Origin of the sequence: Caballeronia sp. LjRoot34 (genome assembly GCF_964253815.1) — a bacterium.
In the GTDB taxonomy this organism is placed as follows: domain Bacteria; phylum Pseudomonadota; class Gammaproteobacteria; order Burkholderiales; family Burkholderiaceae; genus Caballeronia.
This window is the reverse complement of record NZ_CAXUSB020000003.1, coordinates 641,877-667,593: the sequence shown is the minus strand read 5'-3', so window position 1 is coordinate 667,593 and position 25,717 is coordinate 641,877. Positions and strand designations below refer to the sequence as shown.

Annotated in this window: 27 protein-coding genes; 14 read left to right on the top strand and 13 right to left on the bottom strand. The window is 58.7% G+C overall.

From position 1 onward, the window contains the following. Positions 1-29 precede the first annotated feature (29 nt). The gene (locus tag ACSQ36_RS34020) at positions 30-836 is read left to right on the top strand and encodes a CerR family C-terminal domain-containing protein (RefSeq protein ID WP_436185456.1); all 807 of its coding nucleotides are present in this window, start codon (positions 30-32) and stop codon (positions 834-836) included. 58 nt (positions 837-894) lie between these two features. Here ACSQ36_RS34020 and ACSQ36_RS34015 read toward each other — a convergent pair whose 3' ends face one another. Both ACSQ36_RS34015 and ACSQ36_RS34010 read right to left on the bottom strand, forming a co-directional pair. Beyond that, positions 895-1,950, bottom strand: a complete 1,056-nt coding sequence (locus ACSQ36_RS34015) for a class I SAM-dependent methyltransferase (RefSeq protein WP_436185455.1) — start codon at positions 1,948-1,950, stop codon at positions 895-897. A 108-nt stretch (positions 1,951-2,058) separates the two neighbouring features. Continuing rightward, positions 2,059-2,271 (bottom strand): DUF1059 domain-containing protein, encoded by a 213-nt coding sequence (locus ACSQ36_RS34010; RefSeq protein ID WP_436185454.1) that lies wholly within the window; start codon positions 2,269-2,271, stop codon positions 2,059-2,061. Positions 2,272-2,820: 549 nt separating this feature from the next. Between ACSQ36_RS34010 and ACSQ36_RS34005 the strand changes: the two genes are divergently transcribed. Together ACSQ36_RS34005 and ACSQ36_RS34000 are read left to right on the top strand one after the other, a co-directional pair. After that, the gene (locus ACSQ36_RS34005; protein ID WP_213765164.1) at positions 2,821-3,165 is read left to right on the top strand and encodes a hypothetical protein; all 345 of its coding nucleotides are present in this window, start codon (positions 2,821-2,823) and stop codon (positions 3,163-3,165) included. 130 nt (positions 3,166-3,295) lie between these two features. Next, positions 3,296-3,826, top strand: a complete 531-nt coding sequence (locus tag ACSQ36_RS34000) for a Spy/CpxP family protein refolding chaperone (RefSeq protein WP_436185453.1) — start codon at positions 3,296-3,298, stop codon at positions 3,824-3,826. Between the two features lie 1,191 nt (positions 3,827-5,017). Here the strand turns inward: ACSQ36_RS34000 and ACSQ36_RS33995 are convergent. Together ACSQ36_RS33995 and ACSQ36_RS33990 are read right to left on the bottom strand one after the other, a co-directional pair. Beyond that, on the bottom strand, positions 5,018-6,292 hold the full coding sequence (locus ACSQ36_RS33995) for an MFS transporter (RefSeq protein WP_436185452.1): 1,275 nt from the start codon (positions 6,290-6,292) through the stop codon (positions 5,018-5,020). Between the two features lie 126 nt (positions 6,293-6,418). Continuing rightward, positions 6,419-7,603, bottom strand: a complete 1,185-nt coding sequence (locus ACSQ36_RS33990) for a M20 aminoacylase family protein (RefSeq protein WP_436185451.1) — start codon at positions 7,601-7,603, stop codon at positions 6,419-6,421. Between the two features lie 115 nt (positions 7,604-7,718). On the opposite strand from ACSQ36_RS33990, the gene ACSQ36_RS33985 reads away from it, so the two are divergent. Continuing rightward, a complete protein-coding gene (locus tag ACSQ36_RS33985) occupies positions 7,719-8,678 on the top strand; it encodes a LysR family transcriptional regulator (protein WP_436185450.1) in 960 nt (319 codons plus the stop codon). Positions 8,679-8,913: 235 nt separating this feature from the next. Here ACSQ36_RS33985 and ACSQ36_RS33980 read toward each other — a convergent pair whose 3' ends face one another. The 4 genes from ACSQ36_RS33980 to ACSQ36_RS33965 all read right to left on the bottom strand — a co-directional run bounded on the left by ACSQ36_RS33980 (position 8,914) and on the right by ACSQ36_RS33965 (position 11,991). Further along, complete coding sequence (locus tag ACSQ36_RS33980) at positions 8,914-9,426, bottom strand: DinB family protein (RefSeq protein WP_436185449.1); 513 nt, start codon at positions 9,424-9,426, stop codon at positions 8,914-8,916. Positions 9,427-9,576: 150 nt separating this feature from the next. Then, entirely contained in the window at positions 9,577-10,485 is a 909-nt protein-coding gene (locus ACSQ36_RS33975) for an ion channel (protein ID WP_436185448.1), read from the bottom strand. A 316-nt stretch (positions 10,486-10,801) separates the two neighbouring features. Next, the gene (locus ACSQ36_RS33970; RefSeq protein WP_436185447.1) at positions 10,802-11,227 is read right to left on the bottom strand and encodes a DUF3574 domain-containing protein; all 426 of its coding nucleotides are present in this window, start codon (positions 11,225-11,227) and stop codon (positions 10,802-10,804) included. 38 nt (positions 11,228-11,265) lie between these two features. Then, entirely contained in the window at positions 11,266-11,991 is a 726-nt protein-coding gene (locus ACSQ36_RS33965; protein WP_436185446.1) for a sulfite exporter TauE/SafE family protein, read from the bottom strand. Positions 11,992-12,265: 274 nt separating this feature from the next. On the opposite strand from ACSQ36_RS33965, the gene ACSQ36_RS33960 reads away from it, so the two are divergent. After that, positions 12,266-12,673, top strand: coding sequence for a MerR family transcriptional regulator (locus ACSQ36_RS33960; RefSeq protein WP_436185445.1), 408 nt, complete (start codon positions 12,266-12,268; stop codon positions 12,671-12,673). Continuing rightward, the gene (locus ACSQ36_RS33955; protein WP_436185444.1) at positions 12,628-13,029 is read left to right on the top strand and encodes a carboxymuconolactone decarboxylase family protein; all 402 of its coding nucleotides are present in this window, start codon (positions 12,628-12,630) and stop codon (positions 13,027-13,029) included. The genes ACSQ36_RS33960 and ACSQ36_RS33955 overlap by 46 nt, the downstream gene beginning before the upstream one ends. 62 nt (positions 13,030-13,091) lie before the next feature. On the opposite strand, the gene ACSQ36_RS33950 is transcribed toward ACSQ36_RS33955, so the two are convergent. Continuing rightward, positions 13,092-13,985 (bottom strand): LysR family transcriptional regulator, encoded by an 894-nt coding sequence (locus ACSQ36_RS33950; protein WP_436185443.1) that lies wholly within the window; start codon positions 13,983-13,985, stop codon positions 13,092-13,094. 266 nt (positions 13,986-14,251) lie between these two features. Between ACSQ36_RS33950 and ACSQ36_RS33945 the strand changes: the two genes are divergently transcribed. Beyond that, a complete protein-coding gene (locus ACSQ36_RS33945; RefSeq protein WP_436185442.1) occupies positions 14,252-15,328 on the top strand; it encodes an NAD(P)H-dependent flavin oxidoreductase in 1,077 nt (358 codons plus the stop codon). 55 nt (positions 15,329-15,383) lie between these two features. On the opposite strand, the gene ACSQ36_RS33940 is transcribed toward ACSQ36_RS33945, so the two are convergent. Further along, on the bottom strand, positions 15,384-16,808 hold the full coding sequence (locus ACSQ36_RS33940; protein WP_436185441.1) for a PLP-dependent aminotransferase family protein: 1,425 nt from the start codon (positions 16,806-16,808) through the stop codon (positions 15,384-15,386). Positions 16,809-16,894: 86 nt separating this feature from the next. On the opposite strand from ACSQ36_RS33940, the gene ACSQ36_RS33935 reads away from it, so the two are divergent. Then, the gene (locus ACSQ36_RS33935) at positions 16,895-17,782 is read left to right on the top strand and encodes a DMT family transporter (RefSeq protein WP_213765153.1); all 888 of its coding nucleotides are present in this window, start codon (positions 16,895-16,897) and stop codon (positions 17,780-17,782) included. Between the two features lie 126 nt (positions 17,783-17,908). On the opposite strand, the gene ACSQ36_RS33930 is transcribed toward ACSQ36_RS33935, so the two are convergent. After that, positions 17,909-18,895, bottom strand: coding sequence for a zinc-dependent alcohol dehydrogenase family protein (locus ACSQ36_RS33930; protein ID WP_436185440.1), 987 nt, complete (start codon positions 18,893-18,895; stop codon positions 17,909-17,911). Between the two features lie 111 nt (positions 18,896-19,006). On the opposite strand from ACSQ36_RS33930, the gene ACSQ36_RS33925 reads away from it, so the two are divergent. After that, the gene (locus tag ACSQ36_RS33925; RefSeq protein WP_436185439.1) at positions 19,007-19,861 is read left to right on the top strand and encodes a LysR family transcriptional regulator; all 855 of its coding nucleotides are present in this window, start codon (positions 19,007-19,009) and stop codon (positions 19,859-19,861) included. Here ACSQ36_RS33925 and ACSQ36_RS33920 read toward each other — a convergent pair. Beyond that, on the bottom strand, positions 19,847-20,077 hold the full coding sequence (locus ACSQ36_RS33920) for a hypothetical protein (RefSeq protein WP_436185438.1): 231 nt from the start codon (positions 20,075-20,077) through the stop codon (positions 19,847-19,849). The two genes, ACSQ36_RS33925 and ACSQ36_RS33920, sit on opposite strands and share 15 nt — an antisense overlap. Positions 20,078-20,527: 450 nt before the next feature. On the opposite strand from ACSQ36_RS33920, the gene ACSQ36_RS33915 reads away from it, so the two are divergent. The 3 genes from ACSQ36_RS33915 (at position 20,528) to ACSQ36_RS33905 (ending at position 22,339) form a co-directional block, all read left to right on the top strand. Further along, positions 20,528-20,842 carry an H-NS histone family protein gene (locus ACSQ36_RS33915; protein WP_436185437.1) on the top strand — a complete coding sequence of 105 codons (315 nt, stop codon included), beginning with the start codon at positions 20,528-20,530 and terminating at the stop codon, positions 20,840-20,842. A 396-nt stretch (positions 20,843-21,238) separates the two neighbouring features. Continuing rightward, a complete protein-coding gene (locus ACSQ36_RS33910) occupies positions 21,239-21,670 on the top strand; it encodes a MarR family winged helix-turn-helix transcriptional regulator (RefSeq protein WP_213765150.1) in 432 nt (143 codons plus the stop codon). 234 nt (positions 21,671-21,904) lie between these two features. Next, the gene (locus ACSQ36_RS33905; protein WP_213765149.1) at positions 21,905-22,339 is read left to right on the top strand and encodes a tautomerase family protein; all 435 of its coding nucleotides are present in this window, start codon (positions 21,905-21,907) and stop codon (positions 22,337-22,339) included. Between the two features lie 388 nt (positions 22,340-22,727). Here ACSQ36_RS33905 and ACSQ36_RS33900 read toward each other — a convergent pair whose 3' ends face one another. Beyond that, positions 22,728-23,144 carry a MarR family winged helix-turn-helix transcriptional regulator gene (locus tag ACSQ36_RS33900; protein WP_436185436.1) on the bottom strand — a complete coding sequence of 139 codons (417 nt, stop codon included), beginning with the start codon at positions 23,142-23,144 and terminating at the stop codon, positions 22,728-22,730. Positions 23,145-23,607: 463 nt separating this feature from the next. On the opposite strand from ACSQ36_RS33900, the gene osmF reads away from it, so the two are divergent. Both osmF and ACSQ36_RS33890 read left to right on the top strand, forming a co-directional pair. Next, positions 23,608-24,483, top strand: a complete 876-nt coding sequence (gene osmF, locus ACSQ36_RS33895) for a glycine betaine ABC transporter substrate-binding protein OsmF (protein WP_436186443.1) — start codon at positions 23,608-23,610, stop codon at positions 24,481-24,483. Next, entirely contained in the window at positions 24,480-25,700 is a 1,221-nt protein-coding gene (locus tag ACSQ36_RS33890) for an ABC transporter permease (protein ID WP_436185435.1), read from the top strand. The genes osmF and ACSQ36_RS33890 overlap by 4 nt, the downstream gene beginning before the upstream one ends. Positions 25,701-25,717 lie beyond the last annotated feature (17 nt).

The window sequence follows — 25,717 nt, the reverse complement described above, 5'->3', positions numbered from 1 at the left end:
TATTTGTTTCGTTGAAGGGAGAGGCACGAATGAACGACACAAAACGGCTACGCCGTCCGTCGGCCGGCGGATATGTGCGAGGCGACGAGACAAGGCTGCGAATCATCGAAGCGGCGATCGAGTCATTTGGGGAGCATGGTTTCGAGGGCGCGTCCACGCGTGACATCGCCGCGCGCGCCGGGGTCAATGCACCCGCGTTGCAGTATTACTTCGAGAATAAAGAAGGGGTGTATCGGGCGTGTGCGGAATATCTCGCCGACTCGTCCTGGGTCACGCTTGAGCCGGTGGTGACGCACGCAGCAGATGTGTTGAGCAAGGACAGTGATATTGCGGTGCTCATCGATGCTTTCATTCGGATTCAGGAAGCCATTGCAGACCGTATGTTCGTGAAGGCTTGCGGTACGTCCAACCAGCGGCTTTTCTTTACGCGTGAACAGGCAGGACATGAGCCGACCATTGCGTCGGAGATCATGATGCGGCGCGTGCGGCAGCCTTTGAACGATGTTGGCTCAAGGTTGATCGCGCGGATCACCGGCGCGAAACCCGACGATGAGCTTACGTTGATCCGGATGCTGAGCTTGCACGGACAACTGTTGATGTTCCATGTCGCGCCGCGCACGACGCTTGCGTTACTCGGATGGAAGGATATAGACACCGAGAAGGGCGACTTGCTCAAGGCGACGGTGCGCACGCAGACGCAGATCCTGCTTGAGCAATGGAGCAGGGAGGGTTTGGCAAAGAAGCCGGAATCGAGTGCACGAAAGAAGCCCGTTGCGAAATCGACGCCCAGGAAACGTGCCGCCCTCAAGGGTGCGAAGGCTGGCGCAAAAAAGTAGCAGAGAAGACTGCGCAAGAGGGTTCTCGCCACGCTAAGCCGGGAACCCTGAGCACGTTTTATCGCCGCGCCTCGAACACGAGATTGAACGGTGTCGCCGTCGCCCGGCGAAACTGCCGGAAACCTCCCTCCGTGACCACGTCGTGAATCCGCCGCTCGCCAGCTTGCGCGCCCAGACACATGGCGCCCGCTTGAGCCCTGGAAGCCGGCGTACAGATCAAGGTAGATGCCGAGTAAAAGATTCTCCCAACGGGATTCAGGTTTTCTTCAAGCGTATCGTTGGCAAACGGTTCGACGATCATCCACGTGCCATCATCTCCCAGGGTTTCATAGACGTGACGCGATGCCCCGAGTGGATCGCCCATGTCGTGAAGGCAGTCGAACATGGCGACAAAGTCGTAACCGTGTCCCGGATAATCGCTGGCCGAAGCAACCTCGAAACTCACGCGGTCACTCACGCCTGCCGTCGACGCCGACTCTCTGGCATGCTCGATCGACCCTTCGTGGTAGTCGTAACCCACGAATGTCGATTGCGGATAAGCCTGCGCCATGATGATGGTGGAAGCGCCGTGTCCGCAGCCAACATCGGCTACGCGTGCGCCGCTTTTGAGTTTCGTCTCGACGCCGCCAAGCGACGGAATCCAGTTGCTCACGAGATACGCTGCATAGCCCGGACGGAAGAAGCGCTCGGTGCCGTGAAAGAGCGAGACATCGTGCTCATGCCATCCAACGCCCAGTCCGGTCTTGAACGACTTCACCATCTTCGGGATGATCTTGAACTGCGCGACGGCGATCTGGAACGCGCCGGGTATGAACGCCGGGCTGCCTTCCTCGGCGAGCGCAAAGGACTGTTCTTCGCTCAAGCTGAAGCGTTCCGACGCAGGATCGTAGTTCACGTAGCCGCTCGCAGCCTGTGCGCTTAACCACTCGCGAACATAACGCGCGTCCGTCTCGGTCGCCTGCGCGAGTTCTTCCGCACTTAGCGGCTTGGCGGCTAGCGCCTTATAAAGCCCGAGCTGATCACCGACTACTACGGTGGCCGCATGCATCACCGCGCCGAGATCATGGACAAACGCTCCCATGAATGCATCGAGTTTTGACTGGTCGATTGCCATGACATGCTCCCTTAAAATGCGCGGCGCCCGGTTATAACTTGTTCGTCATACTTATTAATATATCAATTGCGCCGAGCGGAAATGAGGTTCTGATCGATCAATGCTGAGTCATGTGGTTCGCGGGGAATCGACCGGCGGAGTGCCTTGGTGAAACAGCGCACTTAACTGGGTACGCAGTTCGGGAGAGTCGGTGTGTTTATGAACGGACACGGCATGCTGGACGGCGGCATCCAGAAGTTCCTGGTCGGAGTCTGCAGACAGCGCGATGGTGCAGTTCATTTCGCTAGGAAACTCGCGGCAGTCGATGTATTTGCGGGTCATGGCGTTACCCCCCAATTACGTAGTACGGAGTTAAGTGACAAGGAAGGGCCGGGGCGGCCCGACGCGTCTTGTAACGAACAAGCGCTTGCGAGGATTATAGGTCGCTGACAGGGGCTTGCGAACTCATTCATCGTTACGCCGGACGGTGCAAAGCGCCGCAGTTCAGGTGGAAATTTTTATTTCCTTAGCGAGTTAAAAGAGCGGACGAACGCCCGTTCGCCTTTATAGGAGGGCTGGCTTGGTTCTTGCGCCTATGGTGAGATTGAATCCGTACCAGGCCTTGAGATTCAGTGTGTATGGATCGGCCAATTGCCTGTACTTCGGAAACTTTTTTGAACCGCGGGTTATCAGATGCACGAGGGTCGCCGATGGTTTAGCGCGATGGAACTGTAAGTAATGAGGGTTAAGCTGGTCGCGCAATGACGGTGGGCTCATTCCTCCTCTGCATTTGATCGCCGGTCGTCTTGGCCCCGATCGTCGTTCATCGGTGATCTTGCCGCGGTTGTCGATGCAGACACTTCACCTCTTAAATGAAAGGAGACGAGCTTAATGATGCAGCGTTCCCGAAGTTTGTTGTATCGCCGGTTGGCGACGGTCGCTATTGCGATTGCCGCTGCAACGTCCGTGCTACCGGCGCAAGCGCAACACCGTGGCAACGGCGGCGGTCGCGGTGGATACCATGGTGGTCACGGAGGTGACCGTGGCGGTTATCGAGGCGGTGGCGGGGGCGGTGGTGGTGGCTTGCTCGTCGGCGCGTTGCTGGGTGTTGTCGCGGGGGCGGCTATCGTGGGGGCCGCCACACAGGCGCCTCCTCCGGTGGTGTATTCCTCACCGCCGCCCCCACCGCCGCCGGGTGTTGCTTATTATCCGAATAGTTATCCTCCTGGTTACTGAGCTCGCCGCCTCGAGCCCGCCAACCTCGTTGAGCGCACCTGAGCTTATCGAGTACTTTGGCCGGCAACAAGACCACAACGCGTTCTGATAAAACGTCGCGAATCTAACAACTCAATTCAAGCTTCCCAACATGAAACCATCCATTCGTATTGCTGTTGCGCCTGCATTGCTGGCGCTTGCCTGCTTCACGACTTCCGCGTGGGCGCAGACCACGGCGGCAAGCGATTCGACCGCAGCGCCTTCTTCGGCCGCTTCGGCGCCCCTTAGCCATGCACAGAAGCACGCAGATTTTGTGGAAAAACGAATTGACGACCTGCACGCGCAGATGAAGATCACGAGCCAGCAAGCGCCACAGTGGGACGCTTTTGCGCAAACGATGCGCGACAACGCGGCCAAGACCGATCATGCCTTCCGCGATCGTGCGCACAAGCTGCCTTCGGAGAATGCGGACGACGCCATGAAGTCCTACGCCGAGTTGGCCCAATTGCACGCGGACAATATGCAGAAGCTGGCTGCGTCGTTCAGTGCGCTTTACGCTACGCTGTCCGATGAGCAGAAGAAGATTGCTGATCCGCTGTTCCGAAATGAGCAAGCGAAGAAGCACGCAATACCGCGGAAGCATAAGCCTGCTGCGGCGGCTCCGGCGCCGGCCTCGAACTAAGCTTCGGTTGTTCTGGTGTGCGAGCCTTTAGCCGGTGTGGCGGGGCTCGATCTTCTCGGATAGCATTTGTCTGGATACCTCGATCGGAGAGGATCGCAACGAATCCACATACGAGGATTGGTATTCGCTCGCGCCGGTGGACGGGTTTTAGGGGGGTAGGGTTGGCGGTCTGGGTTGATGCTGGGGTGGTCGGTTCTGGGGTTAGTGGTCGGGGTCAATGCCGGGTTGTGCTTTCAGTGTTAGTGGTCTGCGTGAGTCGGATTTTCTCTTTATCACTGTTAGCCACTGTGCGTGGCGGCACGTCATTTCTTTGTCCAAAGCGACAAAGAAACGAAGCAAAGAAAACGCTTTTAAAACACGCTACCCTAAGTGTCCACAGCGTGCAGTTTCTATTCATAGGTGCCCCAAAAGCACGGTGCTCGCCAGAGCCACGGATGTGTGAACCCCTCCTTCTCCGAACACCAATACCCACACGCTTCGCCACCAGTGATTGAACCTGCCTAAGGGGCACCCCGCGCTATCCGCGGACAGCCGCCCTAAAAATTTATATGCACAACGAACCACGTCGCTAACCCATCAAGAAACGGGGCCACGCGGATGCATCAGGCCGTAGCTGGCGAAAAGAACCGTGCAGCCCGTGCAATAACCCACCAAACATGAAGCCGTAAATATGCGTTCGGCCGTGTAGCCCACCAAAAAGCAGCGCACGCTCGGCCAACGCACCAAGAAGCGCGGCAGCGAATACGCGTGAGGCCGTGCGGGTCCCTCGGCAATTGTGCTTGCCCGAGAGCGTACGGGGCGAAGCGTGTTCGTGTCAGGATTCGCGAGAAGGAGGGTTTCACACATCCTTCGCTCTGGCGAGCACCGTGCTTTTGGGGCACCTATGAATCAAAACTGCACGCTGTGGACACTTAGGGTAGCGTGGTTTAAAAGCGTTTTCTTTGCTTCGTTTCTTTGTCGCTTTGGACAAAGAAATGACGTGCCGCCACGCACAGTGGCTAACAGTGATAAAGAGAATATCCGACTCTCGCAGACCACTAACGCCGAAAGCACCAACTCGGCATTGACCCCGACCACTAACCCCAGAACCGACTAACCGAACACTGACTCCGACCACTCCCCCCGCCCACTAAACCCCACCAAACAGAACCACCCAACCCCCAAAACCGAGTGCGAACGAAAACCCCTTCATTAGGTCAACTCACGCCCCCCGGTTTCCTCCAACATCGAAACGGCGATCAGCGAAATGATCACGCATACAATCATGTACCACGCTGGTGCCATAGTATTGCCAGTAACCTTGATAAGCCACGCGACAACCAACTGCGCCGAGCCACCAAACACCGACACTGCCACCGCATAAGCACTCGCAAGATAACCCGCCCGCACATGCTTAGGAAAGTTCTCCGGCATAAGCGCATAAGCCGGCGCCGAACCCATGGTGTAGAACAACATCAGCAGTACGATCAATCCCACCATGACCGGCAACGATGGAAACTGGTTCATCAACCAGAACGCTGGATAAAGCAGCACGATCAGCACAATGCGTCCCACCAGAATCAACGGCTTGCGACGTTGCATCTTGTCGGATAGCGCACCCCAGATCGGACAAAGGGTCAACGAAACAATCGCCGCGCAGATCGACACCAGCATGGAAAGCTTGGCCGGCATCTTCAGATACTGAATCGAATAAGTCGGAATGTAGTACATGAGAACGTAAGTTGCCACCGTCATGCCCATGATGGCGAATACAGTCAGGAACCACTTGCGCACGAGGCCCGGCTCCAGACTCGCCTTGGCCGCCTTGGCCTGCTTCGGCGGATCTTCCACAATGTGACGACGCAAATACACGCCGACCGGCATGATCAGCGTGCCGATCAGGAATGGCACGCGCCATCCCCAGTCGAGCAGCTGCTCACCGCTTAACTGGTAAGTCAGCAATGCCGCTATTCCCGAACCCATCAGCGCAGCAGCACCTTGACTCGCGAGCTGCCAGCTAGCCCGAAAACCGCGGCCTTTAGCTGAACCCGTCTCGAGCAGCGTCGCCGTGGCGGCGCCGAACTCACCGCCTTGCGCGAAGCCTTGCAACAGCCGCGCAAAGATGATGAGCGCCGGAGCGGCGAGGCCAATGCTTGCATAAGTCGGCGCCAGGCCGATCATGGCCGAGCCGATCGCCATCAGGAAGATGGTCAGAGTAAGCGCCGCACGGCGTCCGCGTTTGTCCGCGTAGTGACCCAGCACGAAGCCGCCGACCGGGCGCGCGACAAAGCCGATCGCAAACGCGGACAGCGCGAGCAACGTGGAGACAACCGGGTCATGCGCCGGGAAGAAAAGCCTGGCGATCGTGAGCGCGAAAAAGCTATAGACGGTGAAATCGAAAAACTCGAGCAGGTTGCCGATGATCGCGGCAATCACGATCTTGCTTTGCGATACCGCTTTAGCAGGCTGGGCTGTAATGACTGACATGGAAGTCCCGTGAATGCTTGGGTCTTGCGCACGGCTAAGCGCGATGCCGAGGCATCGCACAGTGCGCAAGCTTTGCGTTACTACCGATATTGCTACCGAAGTGCTACCGATTCACCCGAGAGAAGCCTACTGCGCGAGGAATCGCTCGACCAGACGCGTCCAGTAGGCCGCGCCGACGGTGAGGTTGTCGTCGTTGAAATCGTAGGACGCGTTATGCAACATCGGCGCGCCTTCACCGTTGCCCAAGCGCAGGAAACATCCCGGCTTCTTCTGCAGGTAATAAGCGAAATCTTCGCTGCCTGCGATCGGGCCGAAGTTATCGACAACCCGGTCGTCGCCAACCAGTTCGCGCGCCACTTGCAATGCCAGTTCCGTCTCCGCCTGGCTGTTGATCACGACCGGATAACCCGGGACGTACTCAATTTCCACGCGTGCGCCATAGGCGCTTGCCTGAGCGTCCGTCAGCGCGCGGATACGCGCTTCGAGCAGCTTGCGCACAGCGGGGTCGAACGAACGAACGCTGATCTGCAAACGCGCGGACTCAGGAATCACGTTGGCGGCATGACCCGCGTTGAAAGCGCCGACCGTGACGACGGCCGTTTGCATCGGGTCGATACTGCGCGCGACCACCGTTTGCAAGGCAGTCACCAGTCCCGCACCGATGACCACCGGGTCCACGGCAAGATGCGGGCGCGCTGCGTGGCCGCCTCGGCCGTGAATGGTGATGTTGACCGTATCCGATGCCGCCATGAACGGGCCGCTGCGGAACATGAACGTGCCTGTCGGATAGCCCGGATGATTGTGCAAGCCGAAGATTGCCTCGCAAGGGAAGCGCTCGAACAAACCATCGGCAATCATTCGCATGGCGCCGCTGTCCGCGCCGATCTCTTCGGCAGGCTGGAACACGAGATGAACCGTGCCGTTGAATGCTCGAGTGCGCGCGAGGTGGCGTGCTGCGCCCAGGACCATGGTGGTGTGGCCATCGTGGCCGCACGCGTGCATCAGGCCCGCGTTGCGACTGGCGTACGGCAAACCCGTTTCCTCGGCAATCGGCAACGCGTCCATGTCGGCGCGCACGGCCACGGCACGGGTCCCCGTACCCGCCGTGAGCGACGCGACCATGCCGGTTCCACCCAGGCCCCGCGTCACCTTGTAACCCCAGCTTTCCAGGCTTTGCGCAACGAGGTCGGAGGTTTGAAACTCCTTGTACGCAAGCTCCGGATTCTGATGCAGGCGATGACGGATATCGCTTAGTTCATCGCGCAGATCCATCGTGTCGTCTAGTGAGCAAAAGCCCTTGGTATTTTCCATGGTCGTGGGTGTCTCTCTGTAAGAAATCTAATGGGGGAGTATTCTGCTGCAAAATCCGCTAATCAATGACGTTCGTTGACCGATAATGTTGACCTGCATGTCAACAGACAACGATATGGCTAAAGACAATACGCCTGCCCGCGAGAATTTGCTTAGCGCCCGGAGCTTGCGTTATCTGCATGAAATCGACTTGCATGGCGGAGTGCGTGCCGCGGCCGACGCGCTAGCCATTAACGGTTCCGTGATCAGCCGGCAAGTGGCGCAACTCGAACGCGACCACGGGGTTGTACTGCTGGAGCGCCGCGGCAGGCGCGCAGTGCTCACCGAGATTGGGCTAAGCCTCGTCGAACATTTCCGCGAGAGCTGCCGCCGCGATGCCGACATGCTGGCGCAACTGGAAGATTTCAGGAGCCTGCGACGCGGACGGCTGGGCATTGGCGTGGGCGAAGGGTTCGTCGAGAATCTGCTGGCCACCGTGCTGGAGCGCTTCAGCTTGCAGTTTCCTGACATCGTGGTGGAACTGCGTAGCGGTGCGACGTCGGAAATCATCGCGATGGTCCGCAATGACGACGTCGATCTTGGCTTATGCGCGGGCGGCGGCAGCGACCCCGCCATACGCGCTCGCACGTTCCGCGCGGCGCAGTTCTGTGCGCTCGTCAGTCCACGCCATGCGTTGGCGGGTGAGCGGCGCATTCGCTTTGAACAGTTGCGCGATCAGCGGCTTATCTTCATGCCCGAGCGCTTCGGCGCCCAGCAATATCTCGATGCCATCATTCGGGCAGAGCGGCTGAACCTGACGCCGTCGTACCGCTGCGATCTTTTCTCGGCTGCCCAGGCCATTGCCGCAGCGGGACTGGGCGTGGCGTTCATGTCGACGGATGCGGCGCGGCAATACCTTGAAGCGGGGCGCCTGGTTGCACTCGAACTGGAGCATCCGATCGCACGCGAATTCAGCAGCCAGGCAATACGGCGCGTCGGCCGGCGCCTTTCTCCGGCTGCTGAATTCTTGTGGCGGCACCTTGTAGAAGCGATGCAGCGACGATGGGCCGCTGCATCCTCTAAGCAAGCCGAGTGACGGCCTTAGCGATCGCTAAGCGGCGTGGATTGAAGGGTATGCATTACCGCGCTGCAATACGAGAATGCGCGAAAGCAGTTCATCGCGGTCCATGTAACAGCCTCGCAGGAAGCGCTTCCCGCTCGCCTGATCGAAGGAACGGTCGCCGCGCGAAGACCGGCAAGCAACTGCGGGAACGATGGGTCCCGACCGCTCATAAACCATGCGCCGGCGCTTATCCCGAAACCGGGCAGCGTTAATCCTCTTGCGCCACGTCGCGCAGGAACACGGGAAGATCGGTAGCGGATGGGGTGACGCCTGCCTGATACATCAGGTCGCCGACAAAGCCGCGGTGATAGGTGCCGTGATTGACCACATGCAGGATCATTTCGTTGCAGGTCATGACACCCTCGCCGCCGCCAATAAACTTGAAGTGAATTGACCGGTCGAGATCGTCGGCCGACAGACCCTCGGCGAAATCGACATACCACTGGTCCAGTATCCGGACCGCTTGCCACAGTTCTTCCAGAGACGGATGACTCGGCGTATTGCGTGCCGAGTAACCATGTTCACGGCCCTGCAGATGAGCCTGGAACACGGCGTCTATGACGTAGATATGGTTCAGCGTGTGGACCATATTTCCGAAGCGTGTCTGCCGTGGCCGGACAACTTCTTCGTACGGCATGTTCCTCAGCATGGAGAAGGTGAGATCGTTGGCCCAGGCTTTATAGCGGGTCAACATTCGGACGGTCTTGTTAGCGGCAGTCATGGGTTCCTTCCGTGGCAAAAATCAGATGGCGATCCATCAAGCGGAATAGCGTGCATTAGCTTATCCGCTAAGAAATCGGTGCGACAGAGACAGTGACCGTATGAACCACCGGGTCAGTTGATGCCCAAGCGTCGCGAACCTCAATCCGTGTCAGAGCGGCACGACATCGTGAAACTTGCCGTAGTCGAGATGCGTCTCACCGTCCCGCTCGACCATCAGGTCGACGTACTGATGCTGCCAAAGAATCAATTCAGGCGGCCATGCATAACGTGCCTGCATGGGCTGCGCCGTGGTTTCGTCCAGGCCTTCCACCATCAGCATCAACTCGGCGTTGCTCGCTTTGAGCGACTCGAGCGTCTGGCCAAAGAGCGGGCTTTCTTCATCGATGACATGCATCAGGCTCCAGCCGAGCAGGAAGATCGGATGCTGTTCGCGGATCAGCGGAAGGTCAAGCACCTTGCGAAAATAGAATCCTTCGGGAGTGGTCTCCGAACGCATCAGGCGCATCTTGGCCTTCGCTTCCACAATCACGTTTTGCCGCGCATTGGCGGCGCGGACCATGAGTGTCATGCGACCGTCGATAGGACGAACCACGGCGCGTTTCGCGAAAAGAATACGTGCATGGGGCCGTGAAAACCGCGCGAAGATCATGCCGGTCGTCAACGCAATGCCTGACATCCCAACGAAGATCTCGAGCGTGGCGACGCTGTGGCCGTAGATGGTATCCGGATGCATGTCGCCGTAACCGACCGTTGCAAGTGTCTCCACGCTAAAGAAGAATGCGCCTAGCAGACCTGGAGGAGACTGGTTTGCAATGGCGTGATGTCCCAGCAGGTACAGCAACGCGAACCCGAAGTTGAGCAATAGAAAGAGCAGCGCGGCGACCGCGAAGAAGAGCGGCCATCCGACTGTCAGTGCTATGTGATAGATGTCCTGCCAGAAGTAGGTCTTGAGGCCATGCGTGACGACATGGCGGTTTTCACCCAGCGCCAGCCGGCGATGCGGTGCCCCAGGCTCGTATGCCTCATCGGATGACGACTGCGTGGTATTGAATGGCATCGTTGAAATGACTCTCAAAAGGGAAGACGGCACATCTCGAGCGGAGATCAGTATGATCCCGATGGCTTGTTCTTCGTTCATCACGGCGTAGGGAGCGAACGCTGGAGCGCGGACGGTTTCGCGAAACTTGTATAAGACCGATACCGGTTGAACAAGTCGCTCGCGCGTCGGAGCCGCAGAAACTGCGGGACCGGATGTCCACCTTGACTAGCTCGGAACGCGGTCTATTTTTTAGTTGAGGTAGCAGTTCGTAAGATCGCTGAAGCTCCTGTGAGCGCAACTGTGTGCTGTCGCGTAAGGGAGCACTTAAAAAGGCTTAAAAAGAAATGCAAGCGTGGCTCTTGACCCTGAGCACGGACTCCTGGCTAAAGCGTGCTTTGTATTCGTTGCCGATCGCTTTTACCGCAGCTTCGCTAGGCTCGTTGTCGGGATGGACCAGACTAAGTACAAACGAGGCTTCGTGAACGATCGTGGTATTAGCACCCTTCCATTGTCCTGAGGCTTGCCATACCGTCAGCCCTTGAGGAAACCGGGGCGTCACTGAAGTTCGCAGGAATTCCGCCCACTCTCCGGGCGTAACGACACCGACGGGCTTGGCCGTGCCGAAGATCATTACGTCGTTGACCGCGCGCTCTTCGCCGGGAGCACACTGAGTCTCCTGTACTGCGGCGCATCCATAGACTGTAAGCATGGACGTGAGCGCCGCAGCGGTTCGAAGACGAGACAAGGTCAGTAGCGTCATTATTTGTGCGGTTTTCAAGCCACCAAGCTGGCTTGGGGCTACTGGCCGGCCGCTGCCCAGAGTAAGGAGAGGCCAGACGACAACATGAGTCCGTCGACCAGCAATTTGAACGTCGACGGCGCCATGCGGACGACGATCGACTTTGCGAAAAACGATCCGGTCATGAGCGCCGTTCCCGCGATCAGGCCTTGAAACACGACGCCCGCCGGCAGGGCGCCAAACTCCTTGAACGCAGCGATCTTGGTCCCGTACACGGCGAGCGAACCGGCGGCTTCGGTAGCGAGAAAAGCGCCTCGTTCAAGTCCGTAAGACGTGAAAACAGGCACCGTGATCGGACCCGTTGAGACGACAATGCCGGTCAAAAATCCGACTGGGCCGCCGATCAGCGCGAGGTGCAAGAGGCTGAACTTCACCGACCGTCGCGCGAGCCATCGCCGCGTGGGAATCATGGCTACAAAAAATACGCCGAGGGCTATTTCAACTGTGCGGGCGGGTAACAATAACAGCGTGTGAACTCCCAGCGCAGCGCCCGGAACAGCGGTCAGGCAATAGGCGCCGCAAGCACGCCAGTCGATCTCTCTCCACCACGCGACGATCTTGCCGAAATTCCCCATGATCGCGCCGATTGCCATGATGGGGACGGCTTGTTGGGGACCAAACAGGATCACGAGCACCGGCATCAGCATCATGGACGATCCCGTGCCGATAATGCCGCTCAACATGCCGGCCGCCACGCCGACGATTAAAACAAGGACGTATTCCATAGCGCGCGTCTTTGTAGAGATTATTCGAAAAAGCGACATTGAAACGGGACCAGCCAGTACGGCGCACGACGTATGGTACGTGAACTTTCTGCGCCTCGTGACGAGCGGCCGACGAGGACAAAGCGAGCTTTCGAGATCTTCCGGGACTAAGCCTGCACACCTAACGCAACGCCAGTGCCCTGTATTCCGCGTTAGCGGCACAATGCCCGAAAGCGCTTGACTTAGAGTGCGCTCTAAGTCCTACCATGCTCTATGTCGAAACGAGAACGAAGCCATGAAGATAGGTGACATCGCCGGGCAGACGGGCCTCACGGCCCATACGATTCGCTACTATGAACGGATTGGATTGCTCCCGTTCGCGCCGCGAGACAGCGCCGGTCAACGTATGTATGACGCTTCCATCCTTACATGGATCGAGTTTCTTGGCCGGCTAAAAACGACTGGCATGCCGATTCAGGAAATGCTGCGTTATGCCGGCCTTCGCGCCCAGGGTGCAGTGACTGAGGAAGCGCGGTGCAAGCTGCTGACGGAGCATCGCGATCAGGTTCAACTCAGGGTGGCGGAACTTCAGGCATGCCTTCTCGTCCTCGACAACAAGATAGCTGGTTATGCCAATGCTCAACTGAGGACTGAAAAATGCAAGACAAGATCGAACGCCAAGCTGATCAGGAAAGTCGCCTAGAACGAGGCAAACGGGTGTTGTCGGAGATCGACGGGGAAGCCGGGGAGAAGGTCATCGAATCGCTTGCCGATATCGCCCCGGACTTTGCGAAGTACCTGTTTGAATTTCCATTCGGCGATATCTATTCGCGACCGGGGCTGGACATCCGTGCTCGTGAAATTGCCACCATTGCAGCACTCACCGCGTTGGGCAATGCAACGCCCCAGCTTAAGGTTCATATTGCCGCGGGGCTTAACGTGGGTCTTAGCCGCGACGAGATAGTCGAGACCATCATGCAAATGGCGGTGTATGCGGGATTCCCGGCTGCGCTCAACGGCCTGTTCGCTGCGAAGGAAGTTTTCAGCAATCACGTCTGAGCGGGGCCACTTGAAAGCGCATCTACGCGAAGCCGCTATCTGATCGCTCGCGTCCATATCGTTCAAGCAAGCACGAGCGTGGGCGCGGGGGTGACAGCCGGACGCGCAATCGCGAGAAAGGCGTTAAGCGCGGTGCTCGAATATACGTCGCGGCGACGCACGAACAGCGTGTCAACGCGAGCCTCTTCGGGCGCAATATCATGCACTGCCACGCGGCCTTCGCGCCACGCCGTGGCGACTACGCCTCTCGGCAGCAGCGTCACGCCGACGCCCGCAGCCACACAACCGAGCATGGCGTCGAGTGAGCCGAATTCCAGTGGCGTGCTGACCTGCAAGCCATGCCGCGTGAGCACGCTGTCCAGCCGTGCTCTATACGAACATCCAATCCGGAATACGATGGTCTTCACGCTGCCTGACTGCGCAAGCTCAGCGATAGAGCGAATATGACGCGCGGTCACGAGCACCATTTCCTCTCGAAAGATGACCTCGGTGGACAGGTCCTCATGACGCACGGGACCCGCGACAAACGCGCCGTCGAGCCGGTATTGCAGCACGTCGTCGATCAGGCTCGCCGTGGTCCCGGTGCGCACCACCATGTCCACATGCGGATAAGCCAGCGCAAACGAAGCGAGGACGTCGGGCATACGCAGTGCAGCAGTGGTTTCCAGCGTGCCAAGAATCAGCGGTCCACGCGGGACGCCGTCATCTTTGACGGCGCTGCGTGCGTCGTCGAGTAACCGCGCCATCTGTCTGGAGAAAGGCAATAGCCTGCGCCCCGCAGCCGTCAGTTCTACGCCTCGGTGGTGCCGGTGAAAGAGGGGTGCACCCAATTCCTCTTCCAGCAAGCGAACCCGCGCCGTCACGTTCGACTGAACAGTATGAAGTTCCAGGGCTGCACGATTCATGCTGCCGTTTCGCGCGACCGACTCGAATATGCGTAAATCGGCTGCGTCCATGTCGACTCTCGATATCGGGAAAAGTGATAGCAATTATCACATCAAAGCGCCGTGCTCTCCTTGAAAGCTTGCTAAGCTTTGCGCTGCTGACGGCGTGGGCTATAGGCCGTCCTTAAGCGGAAACCAGGCGGTTCTATTGAAAAGCAATGCGGGCATTGGGAGCACGCTTTTCACGGTAATGGAACCGGCCCGCGCGTGGGTCAAGCCGAGTGCAACGGATGGATCCAAGGCACTCAGGCATCGCAATGATCAAGGAGAACAGAAGCATGAGCACCTGGCGCAATCGTCGGATTCTCGACTTGTTTGGTATTGACGCACCTATTATTCTCGCGCCCATGGCGGGCTCCGGCACGCCCGAATTGGCCATAGCGGTATGCGAAGCAGGCGGCCTGGGATCGCTGCCTTGCGCGCTACTCACCGTGGAGCAAGCGCGTGACGGCATCGCGTTGATCCGGTCGAAAACGCGCTCCCCGATCAACGTCAATTTCTTTTGTCACGTTCCGCCGCAAGCCGATGTATCGCGCAGCATGGCATGGCGCGCGCGTCTGGCGGAGTATTACGTCGAGTATGGACTCGATCCCGAAGTGACACCGCCCGCGGCAGGCCGTCGTCCATTCGACAGTGACTTCTGCGCGGTCGTGGAAGAATTCAAACCTGAGGTCGTGAGTTTTCATTTCGGACTGCCAGATAAAATACTGTTCGATCGCGTGAAGGCGACCGGCGCGAAAGTCATCGCGTCGGCAACGACTGTCGCGGAAGCGCGCTGGCTTGAGGCGCATGGGTGTGACGCCGTGATTGCGATGGGCGTTGAGGCAGGCGGGCATCGTGGAAATTTCCTGACGCAGGACTATGCCGCGCAGGTCGGCACGTTCGCGCTGGTGCCGCAAGTCGTTGATGCCGTCTCTGTTCCCGTGATCGCCGCGGGCGGTATAACCGACGCACGGGGAATTGTCGCTGCGTTTGCACTGGGCGCGTCGGCCGTGCAGATGGGGACCGCGTATCTGTTTTGTCCCGAGGCGAAACTGCCGGAGGTGCATCGAATAGCGCTGCGCGAGTCGCAGGATGATTCCACCGTGTTGACGAACATATTCACGGGCCGGCCGGCGCGCGGCATCATTAATCGGGCTATCCGTGAACTAGGTCCGCTGTCCGCCGTGGCACCCGCCTTTCCGCTTGCCGGCGCTGCGCTTGCGCCGCTCAAGGCCAAGGCCGAGCAGGCAGGCAAGGGCGACTTCACGAGCCTGTGGTCAGGGCAGGCGGCGCGGCTTGGGCGTGAACTGCCCGCAGGCGAATTGACGCGCGTGTTGATCAGCGAAGCGCTGGCGAAGATGGCGCAGGCTTGACGCGTTGCCGGTGGCGTTCACCCTTCGCATTGGATGCGTTAGAAGCGGTCGAACGTCACCCGTGCATCGCTGACTCGAGCACAGTAAAAATGCGCGGGTCCGTCGATTGGGCGACATTAAAACGCAGGAACTGGCTTGCGGACTGCGCAACGCTAAACGCATTGCCCGGCGCAAGAATGATGTTGTCTGCCAGCGCCCGGCGGGCAACGTCCGTTGCATCGAGTCCTTCGGGCAGCTTGCACCAGAGAAACATGCCGCCTCGCGGCTCGATCCATGGTTCTATACCAAGTGCTCCCAGCCGCGCGCTTGCTTGTCCCATCGTACGGGACAAGCGCTCCCGCAAGTTCTCCATGTGCTTTCTGTACGTGCCGTCTTTCAGCACGCCGAGAATGAGTTCGCCCGAAAGTCGTCCGCCGCCGAATGAGGTGGCAATCTTTAAATCGATCAATCGTTCGACCCAGTCGCGCCGCACCGCGATAAAACCGCAACGTACTGACGCCGAGAGACTCTTGGAAAAGCTGCCGATATGGACGACTCGCTCCAGGCCGTCGAAAGCTGCCAGACGGGGGGCGGATTCGTGCTCGAAGTCGCCGAAGATATCGTCTTCGATAATCGTGAGACCCGACTGGTCCGCGAGCTTCAGAAGCCGATGCGCGACGACCGGCGAGAGCGTTGCGCCCGTCGGATTGTGAAGCGCCGAATTGGTGATGTACAAGCGCGGCCGATGCTCCGCCAGCGCCTGCGCGAACAGGTCGATATCGGGACCTGCGGGCGTATACGGAACGCTCACGACCTTGGCCCGGTGAGCACGCAGCAGGGCGAGAAAATTGAAATAGCAGGGGTCATCGACGAGTACCGTATCGCCCGGTTCGAGCAGCAGGCGGCATAACAGGTCGATGGCCTGCGTGCCGGATTCGGTGAGGATGATCTGATCGGGCGCCGCTTCAATGCCGCGATCCGCCATGCGGCGGGCGAGCAATTGCCGCAGCGCCGGGAGCCCGAGGGACGTGCCGTAATCGGCCAGCACGGCCGCGTCGGTGCGCGCGACGGATCGCAATGCACGACGCAGCCCCGCCTCGGGCAGCCACGATGCAGGCAGCCAGCCGCAACCGGGTTTAAGGGCATTCGCGCCGGCCTCCAGCGATTGCCGCGACACCCAGAACGGATCGACTACGCGGTCCAGGCGCGGGCCCAGTTCAGCGAGCGACAGCGGCGGCAGGTGTCCGGCGACGTAAAAGCCGGAACCGCGGCGCGACTGAATGACCCCTTCGGCAGCGAGGCGGTCGTAGGCTTCCACCACGGTGGACTTCGAGACTTGCAAGGTTTCGGCGAAGCCCCGGATGGACGGAACCTTGGCGCCCGGCGTCAGGGTGCGTCCGGCAATCCGCTGCCGGATGGCCTGCATGACACGCTCGGCCAGCGTGCCGGCGTCTGTGGCAAAAAAGGTGGTGTCTTCCATGTGTACTGATTTTTGACCCATACAGTTTTCCCTAACTGTAGTGCACTGTCTCTGGAAAATCCATGTCTTGAGGGCCGATACTCGCTAGCTGAAAATAGGGGAACATGATGGACAAGACGGCAAGCGGATGGACGAACGGTTTCCTCGGGATGCTGATTTTCAGCGGATCATTGCCCGCGACACGTGTAGCGGTCGCGGCGTTCGACCCGGTCTTTCTCACGGTCGCGCGTGCTGGCATTGCTGGCTTGCTGGGACTGGCGCTCTTGCTGATGTTCCGGCAAAAGCGGCCCGAAAGAGGCGATCTGATTTCGCTCGCAGTGGTGGCGTGCGGCGTCGTCATCGGCTTTCCGCTGCTCACCGCCCTTGCGCTCAAACACATCACCGCCGCTCATTCGGTTGTCTTTGTTGCCTTGCTGCCGCTTTCGACGGCGATCTTCGGCGTGCTGCGCGGAGGTGAGCGTCCGCGCCCTGCGTTCTGGCTGTTTTCTGGTTTTGGCGCCTTGCTTGTCGCCGGATTTGCGCTGGCACAGGGGACGGGGGCATCACCTGTCGGCGATGTCCTGATGTTCGCGGCCATCGTTGTCTGCGGGCTTGGTTATGCGGAAGGCGGCAGGCTGTCGCGCAAGCTTGGCGGCTGGCAGGTGATCTCGTGGGCGCTGGTGTTGTCGCTGCCTATCATGGCACCGCTGGCGCTTGCCACCATGCCATCGTCCTGGGCCGATGTGGGTGGCTCGGCATGGATGGGACTTGCCTACGTCTCCTTGTTCAGTATGTTGATCGGTTTCATGTTCTGGTATCGCGGCCTGGCTCAGGGCGGTATTGCGGCTGTCGGGCAGTTGCAATTGCTGCAACCGTTCTTCGGGCTCGTGCTTGCCGCGACGTTGTTGCACGAGCCGGTCGGCTGGCCGATGGTGGCTGTCGCAACGGCCGTGGTGCTGTGCGTGGTCGGCGCCAAGCGATTCGCGCGACCGGTCGATGTTACGTTATCGCGTTAGTGCATTTTTTTGGCTGCCCCCATGAGCGCGGCCCGCTGCGTTAAGCTCCAGACTAACTCAGCGGCCGGCTCCGACAGTCTGTTTTGTCTTTATGCGGCCGTGGCAATCCATCCTGATCCAATGCCACTATTGAACGTCGACGACTATTTTTCCCTTGGTGGTTCCCGCCGCAATAGCCTGATAAGCGAGGTCGGCGCTAGCCAGATCGAAACTGCGTGGGTCCACTCGGGGCGAGAGCTTTCCGGCCTCAACCAGCCGTGTCGCTACCTGCAGAATTTCTCCGTGATGCTCACGGTGCTTGCCGGTTAGCAGCGGTGAGAGCGTGAATACGCCAGAGTATGTTGCTTCGCGGAATGACAACGGCGCGAGGGCGTGCGTCCCCCAGCCTAGCGCGCTCACGACATGCCCGAATTGCCTGACCGCCGAAAACGACGCGTCTAACGTTGCCCCACCTACGGTGTCGGCCACGAGATCAAAACCTTCCCCGCCCGTGTGTTCCTGAACATATTGCTCGACCGTGTGTTCACGATAGTCGATAGCAGTCGCGCCATAACTCGCCATGAGTTCGGCGTCACCCTTGCTCACCGTTGCAAAAACGCGAGCGCCTAATGCTCGCGCGAGTTGCACCGACACGTGTCCGACACCCCCTGCTCCGCCTTGTACAAGCACCGTTTGCCCAGCGTTCAACTGCGCTCTGTCCACGATTCCCTGATAAGAAGTGATAAAGCTGAGCGGCAGCGCTGCGGCTTCTTTCATCGACAGGTTGGAAGGCTTCAACGCGATCAGTCGAGCATCTACTGCTGCGAACTGAGCGAGTGAGCCCTGGAGACCGCCGACGCCGCCAGTCATTCCGTACACCTCATCACCTACCTTGAACTGATCGACGCCTTGCCCGACCGCTTCGACCACGCCTGCCATATCGATACCCAGCACCAACGGCAGCGGATGCCTGGCATGCGCGGCGCTGCCCGCGCGAATCTTGATGTCCAGCGGATTCAAGCCGCTCGCTTTAATACGGACCAGCACCTGGCCGGGTTGCGCGCTTGAGCGAGGGACTTTCGTCAGTTCGAGCGGACCGTTATAGCGGCTCAGAACCAACGCTTGCATGTTCATGGTGTTTCTCCCGGTGATTGATCGAATTTGCTTGATTCATCTTCGTCCATGCGGGAAATTACGACAATCGACGTTATTGCACGACGACCAAACGTTTATGCATGAGGAAAAATGGACTGGGGCGATGTTCGGATTTTTCTGGCGATTGCCCGCACGGGTTCGCTTGGCGCGGCCGCAAAGCGGACCGGTCAAACACAACCGACAATGGGTCGGCGGCTGCGAGCCCTCGAATCAGCAGTCGGCCAAACCCTGTTTCAACGCACCACGGACGGTTTTGTCCTGACAGACGAAGGAGCGGCCGTACTGATGCACGCGGAACGTATGGAGGACGACGCACTCGCGTTCGAGCGCTCTTTGGCCGGCAAGGAGCCGCATCTTACTGGCGTGCTGCGGGTGTCATCGTCGGACTGGTTTGGCATTCATGTCCTGACGCCGCTCTTCGCTGAATTCCTTAAGGCTAATCCGCGCGTGAGCATCGAGCTCGTGACGGATTCCCGCCGGTTCAATCTGGCAAGGCGCGACGCGGATCTGCTGTTTCGCATCACGCAGTTTGACGAGGCCGATGTGATCCAGCGGAAGTTCATGCACATGGACTACGCGCTGTACTCTCCGATCGACATGGTTCCGCCGCAGGCCGGCGACGGTGACGGGTATAGCCTCGTCACCATGGACAGCGCTTTTGGAACGCTGCCGGACGTCGACTGGGCGAGACGCGTGCTGCCGAAAGCGCACGTGGCGTTCGGCAGCAACAACCGCGGCGCACAAGCCAGGATGTGTGCGGAGGGGGGCGGACTCGCCGTACTCCCGTGCGCGCTCGGGGACAATACGACCGGCATACACCGCATCGATCTGGGAGAGACACCGCCTGGCCGCGACGTCTGGTTCGGTTACCATCGCGACCTGCGCCGGCTCGGAAGACTGCGGGCGCTGCTTGACCTGGTTATCGAGCGATTAGCGAATGTGTGAATCCAGTAGTCCCGTCGATTTAATTCGGCCACCGTATGCTTTCAATAAGCTTCCGGTGAAACGAACATCAAGGCGGATCAGAAGCGTGAAATGGCCCTGAATATTGCCGCGCGCGTATTGCTCCTGCAATACGTTGCGCTCGGCAAACTGAAAGATCGCGCGTTGCGAATCCACGTTTTTTAACGAGTCGGAATGGCCGCGAACGAATTGTTTCACCCGATTCAGAGTCTGACGCCGCGTGTAAGATATCGTTAATATCAATGGCTAGATCAGTTGGGCCGGGCGTGGTATTTATATTTTATTGCCCCGCAACGTGGTTGTTTTCGCTGCGACTCGGCGTGATGCGCGTACACTAGCCGCTGTTTCAGCGAAGAGGCCCCTGGGGAACCACCCCTGCGTGCAGGCAACACCTCTTTCGTCGCCAGCCGATACGGCGTGCCGCCGTTCACGGTGTGATGACTACTGAAAACCCCGACGAAGTTCGCAGGCCGGTATGCGTTTAGTCCGGCAACCATCGGTCTGGCAGGCTTGGTCTGTTCGCCCAGCGGCCAGACCGGCTGAGACGCAGCGGTGACCCGTTAGCAAAATGCGATTGCCTCTGCGCTTACCTTTGTTGATCAATACGCTGTCGAACACCCAAACAACTTCAAAGAACGACTTTTTATAATGCAAACGGAAATGCCCACCCTTAAAGAACTGCTCGCGCAACGCGAAGCACTTCAAGATCAATTGAACATCGCTCGACAGCGCCAGGCCGAAATCGTCCTCGCTGAAATAGTCGCCAAGATGGGCGAATATAAGATCTCGCTTGCCGAGCTCATGGGACACAAAACTCAAGTCAAGGCGACTGCCGCGGTGGCCGCTACAACGGGCGCGCCAAAATATCGTGACGTGGTGAGCGGTGCGACCTGGTCTGGCCGCGGTCGAGCGCCTCATTGGATCGTCGACAAGAACCGTGACGAGTTCCTGGTAACTGCTTGAACCAGTACTTTGATGTGGAGCATCGATGCATTTAGGCATCGACGCATCGACGATGAAGCATGCGATTGCGCAACGCGAGCAAGCCTCGCTCGCGGAATTCGAAAGATCCCGAAGGCCGCGCGAAAAACTTGAGCAACACGTAGGACCCCACTGAAGACGAATTGACGCCTTCGCCCGATGTCGATAAGCGGGCGGGTCGAGCGTCGCGCGTTCTGATCGACGAAACACCTCCTGTAATCTCGCATTGACGCACCACGCGAGATGCGAGCTATACTAAAAAAGTTGCATATGCATCTGATTTTGGCGCTGACCGCGTTTTCCCGGTGCTAAGAGGGTGCTTAATTGCGGTGGTGCAACGGCTTGTGATTATTCGCCGCTAATCGATTCTGGAGTGTCATGTTCACGGACTGCTACTGCACACAATTCCGCCGCTCGGCGAACGCCTTGACGAGCGTCTACGACGACGCGCTCCGGCCGATCGGATTAAAAATCACGCAGTTCTCCCTTCTCCGGGCGCTCGAGCGGCTTGGATCGGCGACCTTCACTGAAATCGCGGTGGAAGCGGCGCTGGATAAGACCACTATCTCGAGAAACCTCAAAGTTCTGATCGATGCCGGCTGGGTCAAGGTCGGCAGCGAAGAAGACGCCCGCTTCAAGGTCGCTACCTTAAGCAAGGAGGGGCTGAAAATGCTGCGGCGTGCGGAACCTCATTGGCAGGTTGCCCAGAAGCAGGTTGAAAGCGAAGTTCAAAAATTCATGAAGGGGCCAGCCAGCAAGCGACTGTTGGAGGCGCTCGAAACGCTTCAAGGCGTGGGGCGACAGGTGTGACGCTTGTGGTTCCGGCTGACGGTTTGTTGCATCGGCTGCCGGGTAAACACGTGTATCCGACGGGTACTGCAAACCATAAGATGTAGCTACAACTAGTTTGTCGAGTTTTTATTTGTTAGATTAGTTGTAGTTGCAACTGTATGGCGTTGAATTTTATCTTCTGCAAAATGGTTGTATATGCAATAGATAAGATGAAGTAACGAAAGCCGGTTTTATTGCTCAAGGAGGGGCTATATGCCTACCTATATTGTTTCCGCTGCGAACGGCCGCCTGTCTGCCGATGCCAAACAACGCATCGCGGAAGAGATCACCCGGATTCACAATCAGGCCACCGGTGCTCAGTCTTTCTTCGCTCAGGTGATTTTCAACGAAGTGCCGGAAGGTAATCACTTCGTGGGTGGAAGTCCGCTTCGCTCGGAGCAGATTTTCGTGCACGGACATATCCGCGCCGGTCGCAGCGCAGAGCGCAAGCGTGAGTTGCTTGAGGGCATTGTCGACGCAATTTCGAAAACCACCGCGGTTGCCAAGCGATACGTCTGGGCCTACATATCCGAACTGCCCCCGGCTCAGATGATCGAATACGGCCATGTTCTACCGGAACCCGGTTCTGAACAAAACTGGCTTTCGTCGCTACCCGCCGAAGACCGCGACTATATGCAAAGCATCTGAAGCGGCGTCTGACGTACGCGGCGCCGCTTCCATGCCAAAGAGGGTGATCGATCGACGTTCAACGCGAACATTGATCGATCGCTTGCACAAGCGAATCCTGCATCGACGGATCCTGGAAAAAAGCGTCGAGACTACGGTGCTCATCGTTTGCGAACGCCTGAAGGCACCGCGCATTGTTTGCACGGCTGCTCGAGACAGAACAGGCAAGCGCGACCATCAGCGCTGCTGATCCAAGGACCGCTATAGCGGCGCTGGTGGCTCGTGCCGGAAACCATCGCCACCCCATGCGCTTTTTAACCACGGCCATTCGATGCAACTCGTTATCCATTTGCTTGCCTCCATTATGATTAGCAAGACAACTATTTGCTTTTAAAAAAAGCCGTTGAACTTACACCAATGCCTTCCTCACGTCGTGCATGGACGCGACCGCCGACTCGAACAACTCCGGGCCGATCTTTGCGCGCAAGGTCCGTGCAATCCTGGCGCTGGCATTGTTGATTGGCCGATCGAGCGCCAGACCGGCTGGAGTTGGATGGACTGTCCACTCCCGGCCATCTTCCTTGTCTTGACGGCGTTCGACTAATTGCTTTTCGCAGAGACTGTCGATAAGCCGGGTTGCGGTAGGGCGCGCTATACCCAGGATCTCGGCCACCTGACTGCTGAGGCAGCCGGGTGTAGCCAGCACGACACGAAGCACAAATCCTTGTGGTGGCGTCAGCCCGAATTCTGCATAGACAACAGTCCACTCCCGCTCCACGAGACGGGCGAGGGCAGCCGAGTTGAAGTAAAGGCAGTGATCGAACATGAATCGATTAAATCACAAAATAGTTAGCAAGGCAATTAATTACGGGCTTGTCGTTCCGGTAGATTGCCGCTCGGAAAACCTTGCGTGCCTGGCAAGCAACAGAGTAGGTCTCGCTTCTCGCCTGGTTATCACCTTTAACGCGTTGCTTGGCCGCTCGCCTATCAGCTCTCTCATGGCCGGGTGCATGCAGAGGGTTGCGCGCTTGGCTAAGCGCGGAAAGCGAGACCATTTCCATCGATACCTATTTGCAAATCGGGATTTCTTGGTTTGTGATGGTTTCGCGCACCGTTACTCTCCTCAGCTATTGCAGCCGATTCACTGCTACTTGGTCGATAATGTCGACCCGCGCTTAAGCGACCAAGAAACCGTTCCCCTTAAAAAACGACTATTCAACCGAGGCCACATCCCCATGGGAATCGCAAAATCAATCAAGGCATGGGGCGCCGCCGCGCTCGTCCTGACCATGTCCACTGCTTCCACCGCTTATGCAGCGGACTCGGTCACCGTGGCATCGAAGATCGACACCGAGGGCAATCTGCTTGGGAACATCATTGCGCAGGTGCTGAAGTCGCATGGCATTGCGGTCTCCGACAAGATCGGCCTCGGGACCACGCCAATCGTGCGCAAGGCCATCACGACAGGTGAAATCGACATCTATCCGGAATACACCGGCAACGCCGCGTTCTTCTTCAACAAGGCCGATGACCCGCTCTGGAAGGATGCGGCCAAAGGCTATGAGGAAGCCGCCAAGCTCGATTACGCGGCCAACAAGATTGTCTGGCTGACGCCCGCGCCGGCCAACAACACCTGGGCCGTGGCCCTGCTGGGAACCGTCGCGAAGGCCAACAAGATCAAGACCTTCGAGGACTTCGGCAAATGGGTGTCGGCGGGCGGCCAGGTCAAGCTCGCGGCATCGGCTGAGTTCGTCAATACCGCCGCCGCACTGCCGTCGTTCGAAAAGACCTATGCATTCAAGCTGAAACCTGAACAACTTCTTGTGCTCTCGGGCGGCGATACATCGGCGACGATCAAGGCGGCTGCCGAGCAAACCGACAAGGTCAACGCAGCCATGGTCTACGGCACGGACGGCGGCATAGCGGCCGCGGGACTGGTCGTGCTGGAGGACAACAAGGACGTGCAGCCCGTCTACGCACCCACACCGCTGATTCGCGAGAGCGTACTGAAGGCGCACCCCGAGATTGCCGGCTATCTCAAGCCGGTATTTGCGAGTCTTGATCTGAAGACCTTGCAGACGTTGAACAGCCGCATTCAGGTCAACGGCGAGCCGGCCGCAACGGTCGCGGCGAGCTATCTGAAATCGAAGGGCTTCGTTAAATGATTGCCGGGACACGGGCCGACGCACACACCAATGAAACGCCGGCCACGGCCGGCGCGCAGCAGGGTGCAATCGCTTTGCGTATCGACAAGGTCGGTTCGCTGATCGCAGCGATAGTCTTGCTCGCTCTGGTGTTCGAACCGTTCGTGACGTTTCGGGCGAACCGGATTGTGTCCGGCAAAGGTCTCGGGTTGACCGACATCTTCACAGCCGGGCAGGCATGGGCATTTCTTGCGGTGCTGGCCGCAGGGGCGCTGTTCGCGTTGCTGCGCAGCCGTCCGACGCTTCGGTTCGTGGTCGGCGTTGTCCTGCTCCTGACGCTGTGCGTGCTGCTCGGCCTTGTGCCTGCGCATCTCGTCACTGCCGATAACCCGTTGGCGCGGGTGTCGCCCGCGGGTGGTTTCTGGATCTTGTTCTTCGCGTTCTCGGTGCTGGTAACCGACGCTATCGCTAAACTCTCGTTCGGACCGGTGCAACATCTTCTTGCGCTTGCACTGGCCGCGGCCGTTATTGCAGCCATTCTTGGCAGTGGCTTATGGAGCGGCTTGTCGGTGATGCAGGAGTATGCGAATCACGCCGATACCTTCTGGCTCGAAGCGGCCCGCCATGTTGAACTCGTCACGGGGTCGGTTGCGGCGGCGGTCCTGATCGGTGTGCCACTGGGCATAGCGTGTGCGAAGTGGTCGGCGCTGCGTGCCGTCGCGTTACCTGTACTCAACATTATTCAAACCATCCCGAGCATCGCGATGTACGGTTTGATGATGGTTCCGCTAGGGCTTCTTGCCGCCCGGTTCCCGCTGCTCGATGCACTTGGCATTCGCGGTATCGGCGTCGCGCCTGCGGGAATTGCGTTGTTTCTCTATTCGCTGCTGCCGGTCGCGGCAAGCGTTGTGGTGGGATTTGCGCAGCTTCCGCACGAGAGCGTTGAAGCTGCAGTGGCGATGGGCATGACCCCGCGCCAGCGGCTCTTTGCGATTGAACTGCCGCTTGCGTTGCCGGTCATCCTGACGGGCGTGCGGATCGTGCTGGTCCAGAACATTGGTCTGGCGACCGTGGCTGCGCTCATCGGCGGGGGCGGCTTCGGTACTTTCGTATTCCAGGGTCTTGGGCAAGCGGCGACTGATCTCGTGCTGCTCGGCGCCGTGCCGACCATCGCGCTCGGTCTCGCTGCGGCAATCGTGTTCAACGCCGTGACCGAACTCGCTAAAGGACGTCACTAAATGACGTCACTAAAGGA

Excerpts from the sequence above, each read along its gene's own strand:
- ACSQ36_RS34020 (WP_436185456.1), top strand. The coding sequence starts at position 30 with ATGAACGACACAAAACGGCTACGCCGTCCGTCGGCCGGCGGATATGTG.
- ACSQ36_RS34015 (WP_436185455.1), bottom strand. The coding sequence starts at position 1,950 with ATGGCAATCGACCAGTCAAAACTCGATGCATTCATGGGAGCGTTTGTC.
- ACSQ36_RS34010 (WP_436185454.1), bottom strand. The coding sequence starts at position 2,271 with ATGACCCGCAAATACATCGACTGCCGCGAGTTTCCTAGCGAAATGAAC.
- ACSQ36_RS34005 (WP_213765164.1), top strand. The coding sequence starts at position 2,821 with ATGATGCAGCGTTCCCGAAGTTTGTTGTATCGCCGGTTGGCGACGGTC.
- ACSQ36_RS34000 (WP_436185453.1), top strand. The coding sequence starts at position 3,296 with ATGAAACCATCCATTCGTATTGCTGTTGCGCCTGCATTGCTGGCGCTT.
- ACSQ36_RS33995 (WP_436185452.1), bottom strand. The coding sequence starts at position 6,292 with ATGTCAGTCATTACAGCCCAGCCTGCTAAAGCGGTATCGCAAAGCAAG.
- ACSQ36_RS33990 (WP_436185451.1), bottom strand. The coding sequence starts at position 7,603 with ATGGAAAATACCAAGGGCTTTTGCTCACTAGACGACACGATGGATCTG.
- ACSQ36_RS33985 (WP_436185450.1), top strand. The coding sequence starts at position 7,719 with ATGGCTAAAGACAATACGCCTGCCCGCGAGAATTTGCTTAGCGCCCGG.
- ACSQ36_RS33980 (WP_436185449.1), bottom strand. The coding sequence starts at position 9,426 with ATGACTGCCGCTAACAAGACCGTCCGAATGTTGACCCGCTATAAAGCC.
- ACSQ36_RS33975 (WP_436185448.1), bottom strand. The coding sequence starts at position 10,485 with ATGCCATTCAATACCACGCAGTCGTCATCCGATGAGGCATACGAGCCT.
- ACSQ36_RS33970 (WP_436185447.1), bottom strand. The coding sequence starts at position 11,227 with ATGACGCTACTGACCTTGTCTCGTCTTCGAACCGCTGCGGCGCTCACG.
- ACSQ36_RS33965 (WP_436185446.1), bottom strand. The coding sequence starts at position 11,991 with ATGGAATACGTCCTTGTTTTAATCGTCGGCGTGGCGGCCGGCATGTTG.
- ACSQ36_RS33960 (WP_436185445.1), top strand. The coding sequence starts at position 12,266 with ATGAAGATAGGTGACATCGCCGGGCAGACGGGCCTCACGGCCCATACG.
- ACSQ36_RS33955 (WP_436185444.1), top strand. The coding sequence starts at position 12,628 with ATGCAAGACAAGATCGAACGCCAAGCTGATCAGGAAAGTCGCCTAGAA.
- ACSQ36_RS33950 (WP_436185443.1), bottom strand. The coding sequence starts at position 13,985 with ATGGACGCAGCCGATTTACGCATATTCGAGTCGGTCGCGCGAAACGGC.
- ACSQ36_RS33945 (WP_436185442.1), top strand. The coding sequence starts at position 14,252 with ATGAGCACCTGGCGCAATCGTCGGATTCTCGACTTGTTTGGTATTGAC.
- ACSQ36_RS33940 (WP_436185441.1), bottom strand. The coding sequence starts at position 16,808 with ATGGGTCAAAAATCAGTACACATGGAAGACACCACCTTTTTTGCCACA.
- ACSQ36_RS33935 (WP_213765153.1), top strand. The coding sequence starts at position 16,895 with ATGGACAAGACGGCAAGCGGATGGACGAACGGTTTCCTCGGGATGCTG.
- ACSQ36_RS33930 (WP_436185440.1), bottom strand. The coding sequence starts at position 18,895 with ATGAACATGCAAGCGTTGGTTCTGAGCCGCTATAACGGTCCGCTCGAA.
- ACSQ36_RS33925 (WP_436185439.1), top strand. The coding sequence starts at position 19,007 with ATGGACTGGGGCGATGTTCGGATTTTTCTGGCGATTGCCCGCACGGGT.
- ACSQ36_RS33915 (WP_436185437.1), top strand. The coding sequence starts at position 20,528 with ATGCAAACGGAAATGCCCACCCTTAAAGAACTGCTCGCGCAACGCGAA.
- ACSQ36_RS33910 (WP_213765150.1), top strand. The coding sequence starts at position 21,239 with ATGTTCACGGACTGCTACTGCACACAATTCCGCCGCTCGGCGAACGCC.
- ACSQ36_RS33905 (WP_213765149.1), top strand. The coding sequence starts at position 21,905 with ATGCCTACCTATATTGTTTCCGCTGCGAACGGCCGCCTGTCTGCCGAT.
- ACSQ36_RS33900 (WP_436185436.1), bottom strand. The coding sequence starts at position 23,144 with ATGTTCGATCACTGCCTTTACTTCAACTCGGCTGCCCTCGCCCGTCTC.
- osmF (WP_436186443.1), top strand. The coding sequence starts at position 23,608 with ATGTCCACTGCTTCCACCGCTTATGCAGCGGACTCGGTCACCGTGGCA.
- ACSQ36_RS33890 (WP_436185435.1), top strand. The coding sequence starts at position 24,480 with ATGATTGCCGGGACACGGGCCGACGCACACACCAATGAAACGCCGGCC.